The organism is Falsiroseomonas stagni DSM 19981 (assembly GCF_900114315.1).
GTDB classification, from domain to species: Bacteria; Pseudomonadota; Alphaproteobacteria; order Acetobacterales; family Acetobacteraceae; genus Falsiroseomonas; species Falsiroseomonas stagni.
In genome coordinates this window covers 767,945-775,845 of sequence record NZ_FOSQ01000002.1, presented here as the reverse complement: position 1 = coordinate 775,845, position 7,901 = coordinate 767,945, and the positions used below count along the sequence as shown (strand labels likewise).

Here is a 7,901-nt window from a genome sequence, read left to right as displayed (position 1 = left end):
GACAGACCGGAAACGCCTTCGGCATTGTAGCGATGAACCCAGTCCCGCAGCGTCTGCCGATCCATCCCGCAGGTCTCTGCCGCAACCGCTCGCGGCACGCCCTCCAGCACCAGTGCCAGGGCCAGCATGCGGCGCGCCGCCGAGGCGTCACGGCTTCCCGCCGCCAGGCGTCGCAACTCCGACGCCGTATGGTCCTTCCGGTCTACCGACACCGCCATGATCCGCCCCTTCCGCCCTCAGGCGCAGCGAATCACACATCGACAGCGCACCAACATCACCATCGAGTCAGCCATTCAGGGCGCTGGTATTAGACCCAGGTCAAGGCTCCGCCGCACTACGGACTGGCGCGCTGCATCCGCGTGACGTTCGATCTGGTTGCGGATGGCGGTCCGAATGAAGTCGGTTCGGTTGGAATAGAAGCCGTCTCGCACCAGCAGATCGACGTGACCCAGGTCAACATGGCCCAGGTTGATCGTGATCTTCTCGCTGTCGGTGACTGACCGTGGGCGCAGCGCCTCCAGCCGCTCGACCATCTGCACACAATCTCCAGTCCATCCATCGGGATGGTAAATGGGGTCCCCCGACTGTGGTGCAAGCACCGTTGTTCTCAGCCTTGGCTGATCTTCCGCACGTCTTCCCGCTTCTGGAGCCACCAGGCATATGGCCTCGGCAGTTGCTCATGCGGCTTCTCCAGCCCTAGTGCGGCCGCCGCATGGGTTGGCCAGTTCGGATTCCACATCATCTCCCGCGCCAGTGCCACAAGGTCGCATTGGCTTTCCTGAAGATATCCTTCGGCCTGATGGGGATCGGTGATCAGGCCGACTGCCATGGTGGCGATGCCAGTTTCGGATCGGATGCGTTCCGCGAAGGGCACGTGATAGCCGGGAACGCGCGGGACCAGATGCAGCGTCAGCGGTCCTTCGATCCCGCCGGAGGAACAGTCCAGCACATCGACGCCGCGTGCCTTCAGTTCGCGTGCCAGCACGACGGTATCTTCCAGGCTCCAGATGCCGCCCTTGCCGTCGACGCAGGAGGCACGGAAGAACAGAGGCAAATCGGCTGGCCATGCGGCCCGGACTGCTTCCATCAGTTCCAGTCCGAAGCGCATCCGCCCCTGGATGTCGCCACCATATCCGTCCTTGCGATGGTTGGTGATCGGGGAGAGGAATTGCTGGATGATGTAGCCGTGCGCCCCGTGGATCTCCAGGATGCCGAACCCTGCATCTTGCGTCCGTTTCGCAGCCTCGACATGCAGGGCGATGACGCGGCGGATGTCGTCGGCATCCATTTCCTTCGGCACCATGGCGCCGTCCTTGAAGGGGATCGGGCTCGGGGCGATCCCGGCCCAGGGCGGCCTGCCACGCGCTGCGTCCTCCTCACCGAGTGGCGCAAAGCCATCCCAGGGTGCGCGGGTTGCTACCTTGCGTCCGGCATGGCCGAGTTGCATGGCCGCGATGGCGCCCTGGCCCCGGATGAAATCGGTGATGCGTCGCCAGGCCCGGACCTGACCGTCCGTGTAGATGCCCGGGCAATCGTAAGTCTTGCGGGACTTCTCGGAGACGGAGGTCTCCTCGCAGAAGACCACGCCGGCACCGCCCATCGCGAACTTCCCGAGATGCACCAGGTGCCAGTCGGTGGGCTCGCCGCCGACCGACGAATACTGGGACATCGGGGATACGACGATCCGGTTCTTGAGGGTGAGGCCGCGCAGCGTCAGCGGTGTGAACAACAGGGGGCGTGCAGGCGCATCACTCATCGACATCTCCCGGGATAACGACGAGGTGGCGAATAGGCGCGCCCCCGTCCCGAACGGGATACTCACCGCAAGCACCTTGAACGGCAACCAGTCCGGGACGGGACATCGCCACCCCTGGCGTTCACACTGCAGGCGCGGGAAGGTTGCACCCTGGTTGCATGAGAGGTGAGACGATGAGGTTGCCCAGGGCCGTGACACGCCGCCACCTGCTGACCGGCGGCGCCGCCGCCGTCGCGCTGCCGTCCATTGCGGACGCTCAGCCGAACTGGCCGGATCGTCCCATTACACTCGTCGTCCCCTTCGGCGCCGGCGGCGGCAACGACATCACGGCCCGGACACTGGGCCAGTTCCTGGAACGCGAACTCGGGCAGCCATTTGTCGTGCAGAACAGGCCAGGTGCCGGCGGCGAGATCGGCATCAACGCGGTCGCGGATTCAAGGCCCGATGGCTACACCTTCGGCATCCTCAATACCCCGGGCCTGGTCACGATCCCGATCGAGCGCAGTCCCCGTTGGTCGCTGGACAGCTTTTCCTTCGTCGCCAGCCTGGTGGATGATCCGGCCGTGATCGGCGTCCACGCCCAGTCGGGCATCGCCAGCCTGGCGGACCTCATCACCGCGGCGCGACGAGAACCCGAGGTGATCACGATTGCGACCCAGGCGCGTGGATCAACCAGCTTCCTGAGCGTCCGCATGCTGGAGATGGCGGCGGGTATCAGCCTCACGCCCGTCATCTACAACGCCTTGCCGCCAGGCGTCCTTGCCGTCGCACAGCGCGAAGTACGCGGCGCCGCCGCCAATCTGGGCGAGGCGCTTGTCATGACCGCCAGCCAGTCCTTCCGCATGCTGGGGGTGATGGCGGATGAACGCTCGAGCCTTGACCCGACGCTGCCCACGTTCCGGGAACAGGGTATCGACGTCGCCATCGGCAGCCTGAGAGGCTTTGTCGGACCCCGTGGCATCCCGTTGCCGATTCTTGCACGGCTGACGGCTGCCATCGACAAAGTCTCGAAAGATCCTGAGTACCTGGAGGTGTGTCGGCGCACCCAGCAGCCCCTGCGCATCATGCTCGGCGACGCCTATGTGGCCCATCTACGCGACGCCGATATCCGCTTCCGGGCGATGTGGCGGCAGAAGCCCTGGATCTGACGGCGCGCTGCTACCGCCGCGCAGGCGGTGCTCGTCGCCGAGCCTTGGGGTCCGGGCGTTCTGGTGCGTGCCGCCCGCCGCGCGCGGGGTGGCTCGCCAACACCGCCTCGATCCAGTCATTCACGCGGTTGCTCTCACGCGCCGCCGCGTCGGCGGCGACGTAGATGTCGGGGAAGCGCATGGACAGCCAACGCCAGGCGACCAGGCGCTTATAGGTTTTCTCGGCCCGTTCGAGTTCGAGGGGGCCGGCCGTGTCGGGCCGGGGGAGGGGGCCTGCTTCGGGTGGCCGCACCTTGTGGCCCCGCGCATGATCAAGTGCCCATCGGGCCAACCGCTCGATCCCATAGTCCCGCGAATCGACGGGACACAGTGCGTAGGTCCAGCGTGTTGCAAGCGGAAGGTCGAGCTTGTCGATCTCGGCGGCGATGGTTATCTGCGCGGAGATGTCGGCCAGGCGATAGGACGGATCGTCCGGCCGCAACACGGCTCTCTGCAAGCGCGTCAGCGTGGCGTAGAGTGACGTCGTCCCCATCTCCCGCGCCACCGTGGTGACGATCGCCAGGTCCGGCGCCACACGCGGTCGCAGATCCGCCGGCGCGACGGGCACGGTGCCGAGTGCCAGCTTGATGGCCGCCGGACGGCCCGCGCCGACGAGCACGGCGACGATGCCCTCCTCATGATGGCCGAAGCGCCCCGCCCGGCCACCGATCTGCCGGACTTCCGAGGCGTTGAGCGCCCGGCGCGCCGTGCCGTCCCATTTCTCCAGCGTCGAGAAGACGATGCGGGAGATGGGCAGGTTGAGCCCGAGCCCGATGGCATCGGTGGCGATCAGGATATCGGCCTCCCCCGTCTCCCGGAACCGCCTTGCTTCGGCACGCCTCACTTCGGGGCTCAGTGCCCCGTAGATCGTGGCGACGCGGCGGTTGCGACGCTGCAATTCGCTGCGCAGTTCCAGGACATCGCGCCGAGAGAACGCGATGAGCGCATCGCCCTTCTGCAGGTCGCCGAGCGCCACGGGCTCATCAGCGGCCCGCAGGGGCGATTTGCGCTCCAGCGTGATTTCCTCGACCGGCTCATCCGTCAGCGTCGCAATCCGCCGGACGAGCGGGATGCAGTCCGGCGATCCCAGAACGACGACTTCGCGGGCTGGGACGCCCATGATGGCGGCGGTCCAGGCATGGCCACGGTCCGGGTCGGTCAGTAACTGTGCCTCGTCGATGATCGCTACATCGACCGGCGTGTTGAAGGGGCACATCTCCACTGTCGCGGCCGTGAAGCGGCTGCCGGGCACCGGGTCTCGTTCCTCCCCGGTGACGAGGCTGGCGTGGATCCCGCGCGCGGCCAGGGCCTCGCGGAACTCGTGGGCCAGCAACCGAAGCGGGGCGAGTGCAATCCCGCTCTCAGCCTTGGCCAGCCGATCAAGTGCCTGGTGGCTCTTGCCGGAATTGGTGGGGCCGGTGATCAAAGTGATCCGGCGATCGAGGGCGCGCGCCGTCGTGAAGTGGCTGACGAAGCGATCCATGGCCGCCGCTTCCGCCAGCGTGGCGTTGTCCACGCGGCTTGGCGCTTCCTCCGCGACTGCCGCGCGAGCGCCTGGTGTCGCACGGCTTTGGGAGTCCCTGTCCTGCCGCCAATCCGGGACCTGGGCGCGGAGTGCGGCGAGGACGGCGGGATCGAATTGCAGCACTTCCGCGCGGCCGCCGCGGCTCATCGCCAGGCGGCGGGCGACCGGGATGCGTCTTGCGCGAATCCAGGCTTCCGCCTCCGCCGCTGAACAGCCCAGCAGGGGTGCGATGGCGTCCCGCGTTACCAGGCTCGCTTCCCACTCCCGTTGTTGGCGATCCGCTTCCGCCCGGGCCTGGCGGGCGGCTGTGGCGGCATCGCGCAGCGCCTTTCGACGTGCGCGTTCCGCTTCCACTGTCCTGTCGACAAAGGTTGCCTCGGCCGCAGGGTCCAGCCCGAAGGTCTCCGCAGCAAGGCGCGCGCAGGCCGCGACGCCCTCCAGCGGTGCTTCCGGCTTGCCCAGGAGGGTCGCCAAATCCTCCGCGGCGGTGATCGCGGCGGCCTCGGCCGATCCGGCCCCCTTGAGGCGCCGGTGCATGGCGCCGCGGAGCGCGGCGAGCAGCGCCTCTGGGCTCGTCCCCGCCTCCGTGAGATTCTCCAACGCGGCTTCCACATCCGTCTTGCGGGCCGGCAGCAGCGGATTCTCCGCCATCACGGCTGCCAAGCCAGCTCGCAGTGCCGGACGCCGGAGTGCCTGCAGTGCCTTCGCCAGAGTGGTCGGGGTGGGGGGCGGCTGGGCGTCGAAGCGTCGAGCCAGCAACACCGTCTCCGCTGGCGATGCAGTCATCCCGATGGCGGCGACAATCTGCTCCACTGCTGCGACCGTCTCAGGCGAAAGCGCGGGAAGGGAGGGTGGGATGCCCCCATTCGCCCGCAGCTTCAGCAATGCCGAGGACGCTTCCTCCAGCGTTGGCTCCAGCGCCCCAACCTCTGCGAGCATCGCCGCCACGAGGCGCGCTTCGCCGCGTTGCGGCGGCGTATTCGCGCGCGACAGCAGGGTGGAAATGCGTCCCGCACTGATCTCGGGGGCTACAGGCTGACGCTCGGGCGAAGGGGGCATGGGCGAGACATGTGCCCTATCCCGTCGCGGTGCAACAACGATGGCTGCTGGTCACTGCATCGGCAGCAGCACAGGCAGGTCGTGCGCCCGCATGGCGGGCGGATCAGCAGGGGCTGCTTCCACTTCCACGAGGCAGGTCTGCGCGATGCAGCCCTGGGAGAGGCCCGAGGCGCCGATATCCAGCGTCAGGACATTCGGATTGCCATGGCGCTCCAGGCCGCGGTCATCCAGGGCCGGGTCGAACCAGGCGCCAGTCGAGAGCCTGGCGACGCCCGGCATCATCGCATCCGTCACGCGCAGCCCCGCCAGGCAGGCGCCTCGGTCATTGAAGACACGGACCACCTGACCGTCCACAAGCCCGCGTGCCTCGGCATCCTTCGGATGCAGGCAGATCGGCGCACGCCCCGCAACCTTGTCCGCCACGCTCAGCGGGCTGGCATCGAGCTGGCTATGCAGCCGCGTCGTTGGCTGGTCCGACAGAAGGTGCAGCGGATGCCGCGTGGTGTCCGACGCTCCCAGCCATTCGGCCGGCGCGCGCCAGACCGCGTGGCCGGGGCAGTCGGGTATGCCGAAGCCGGCAATGGTCTCGCTGAAGATCTCGATCCTGCCCGACGGCGTCGGAAGCGCATGGGTCTCCGGGTCCTCGCGGATTTCGGACAGGAAGATGGGCGCGGCGGCGGGGACGGCGATCGAGGCCAGACCTGCCTGGCGTAGCCCATCCCAATCCGGTAACGGCACGCCTGCCTTGGCTGCGCGCTGGCGGCTCTCCTCATAGAGATGCCGCAGCCACGCTGCGGCATCGCGACCTTCCGTGAATCGTGAGGCGACGCCGAGCCGTGCCGATAGCTCCGCAAAGATGACATAGTCGTCGCGCGCCTCGCCGGCCGGGCGCTTCACCGCGGGCATGTGGATGATGTGGCTCTCACGATTCGCGTAGCCGATATCTTCCCGTTCCAGCGTCGTCGTCGCGGGAAGAACGATGTCGGCCATCCGGGCCGCAGGCGTCCAGTACTGCTCGTTCACCACGACGGTTTCCGGAGCCTCCCACGCCCGCATCAGCCGGTTCAGGTCTTGGTGATGGTGGAAGGGGTTGCCGCCGGCCCAGTACACAAGACGAATGTCGGGATAGGCATGGGTTCCCCCGTTGTAGGTGAAGGGGGCGCCCGGGTTCAGCAGCATGTCCGCGATCCGGGCCACCGGGATGAAGTCGCGAACGGGGTTGTGGCCCTGCGGCAGCGTCGGCCCGCTGAACCGGGCATTCGGACTACCCATCAGGTTGGTCGCGCCGTAGCCGAGCCCGAAGCCGCCACCAGGAAGCCCGACCTGGCCCAGCATGGCAGCCAGCGTGACCAGGGCCCAGAAGGGCTGTTCGCCATGGTGCGCCCGCTGCAGTGACCAGGCGATGTTCAGCATGGTGCGCGCCGCCGCCATCTCCCGGGCCAGTGCTTCGATGCGCTCGCCCGGGATGCCTGTGATGGGGGCCGCCCAGGCCGGGGTCTTGGGCTGTCCGTCAGCCGCGCCGGTCAGGTAGGGCAGGAACCGGTCGAAGCCGACGCAGTGCCTGGCCAGGAATGCCTCGTCGTGCAGGCGTTCGGCCTGCAGTACCCAGCACAGCGCGAGCATGAGCGCCGTATCGGTGTTCGGGCGGATCGGCAGCCACTCAAAGGCAGCACCGGTTTCGAGGTCGTCGCGCGTGGGGCTGATGTTGATGAAGCGGCAGCTCGCCTGCGCCATGCGCCGCAGCCCGCCGGGAACACGGTGTTCGATCGCGCCACCCTGGCTGATCTGGGCGTTCTTCGCCGGCACGCCGCCGAAGGTCACGAACAGGCGCGTGTGCTGTTCCAGCACCGTCCAGGCCGTGTGCCGCGCCATCAACTCATCCATCGGCGCTACGATATGCGGCATCAGCACGCGGGCGGCGCCCAGGCTGTAGCTGTCCGTGCTGCGGACGTAGCCGCCAATGCTGTTGAGGAAGCGGTGCACCTGGCTCTGGGCATGGTGGAAGCGGCCAGCGCTGGACCAGCCGTAGGAACCGCCAAAGATCGCACGATTGCCATGGGCGCCGATCACGCGCCGCAGTTCAGCGGCAGCCAGGTCGAGTGCCTGGTCCCAGGAGACCTCCACGAAGGGCTCGCGCCCCCTGCCGGTTCTCGCGCGCCCTTCCAGCCATCCTCTCCGGATCGCCGGTCGCCGAATGCGCAAACGGTCCAGTTCCGGCGCCAGCATGTGAAGCCCGATCGGGGAGGGGTCCGGGTCGTCCCGGAAGGGGTGAAGCGCCACGGCCTCCCCGCCGGCCATCTCGACCTCATAGGCGCCCCAATGCGTGACAGTGAGGATGGCCATCGCTTCGCTCCCTGCGCTGGCGGGCCATTGC

The 7,901-nt window shown here is 67.8% G+C and carries 6 protein-coding genes; 1 reads left to right on the top strand and 5 read right to left on the bottom strand.

Going from position 1 to position 7,901, the window contains the following annotated elements:
• The 3 genes from BM041_RS31220 to BM041_RS10205 all read right to left on the bottom strand — a co-directional run.
• A partial coding sequence (locus tag BM041_RS31220; protein WP_245762005.1) for a helix-turn-helix domain-containing protein occupies positions 1–218 on the bottom strand: 218 nt, incomplete at its 3' end.
• A 75-nt stretch (positions 219–293) separates the two neighbouring features.
• Positions 294–533, bottom strand: coding sequence for a hypothetical protein (locus tag BM041_RS10210; RefSeq protein ID WP_245762004.1), 240 nt, complete (start codon positions 531–533; stop codon positions 294–296).
• Between the two features lie 74 nt (positions 534–607).
• Complete coding sequence (locus BM041_RS10205) at positions 608–1,756, bottom strand: NADH:flavin oxidoreductase/NADH oxidase (RefSeq protein ID WP_092958957.1); 1,149 nt, start codon at positions 1,754–1,756, stop codon at positions 608–610.
• A gap of 191 nt (positions 1,757–1,947) precedes the next feature.
• Between BM041_RS10205 and BM041_RS10200 the strand changes: the two genes are divergently transcribed.
• Positions 1,948–2,904 carry a Bug family tripartite tricarboxylate transporter substrate binding protein gene (locus BM041_RS10200; RefSeq protein ID WP_175533854.1) on the top strand — a complete coding sequence of 319 codons (957 nt, stop codon included), beginning with the start codon at positions 1,948–1,950 and terminating at the stop codon, positions 2,902–2,904.
• A 10-nt stretch (positions 2,905–2,914) separates the two neighbouring features.
• Here BM041_RS10200 and BM041_RS10195 read toward each other — a convergent pair whose 3' ends face one another.
• Together BM041_RS10195 and BM041_RS10190 are read right to left on the bottom strand one after the other, a co-directional pair.
• The gene (locus tag BM041_RS10195; RefSeq protein ID WP_245762003.1) at positions 2,915–5,527 is read right to left on the bottom strand and encodes a helicase-related protein; all 2,613 of its coding nucleotides are present in this window, start codon (positions 5,525–5,527) and stop codon (positions 2,915–2,917) included.
• 51 nt (positions 5,528–5,578) lie between these two features.
• The gene (locus BM041_RS10190) at positions 5,579–7,870 is read right to left on the bottom strand and encodes a molybdopterin guanine dinucleotide-containing S/N-oxide reductase (RefSeq protein WP_092958953.1); all 2,292 of its coding nucleotides are present in this window, start codon (positions 7,868–7,870) and stop codon (positions 5,579–5,581) included.
• Between the last annotated feature and the right edge of the window lie 31 nt (positions 7,871–7,901).

What these genes read in the sequence shown, in the direction of transcription:
- BM041_RS10195 (WP_245762003.1), bottom strand. Translation starts at nt 5,527, where the DNA reads ATGCCCCCTTCGCCCGAGCGTCAGCCTGTAGCCCCCGAGATCAGTGCG.
- BM041_RS10190 (WP_092958953.1), bottom strand. Translation starts at nt 7,870, where the DNA reads ATGGCCATCCTCACTGTCACGCATTGGGGCGCCTATGAGGTCGAGATG.
- BM041_RS10205 (WP_092958957.1), bottom strand. Translation starts at nt 1,756, where the DNA reads ATGAGTGATGCGCCTGCACGCCCCCTGTTGTTCACACCGCTGACGCTG.
- BM041_RS10210 (WP_245762004.1), bottom strand. Translation starts at nt 533, where the DNA reads ATGGTCGAGCGGCTGGAGGCGCTGCGCCCACGGTCAGTCACCGACAGC.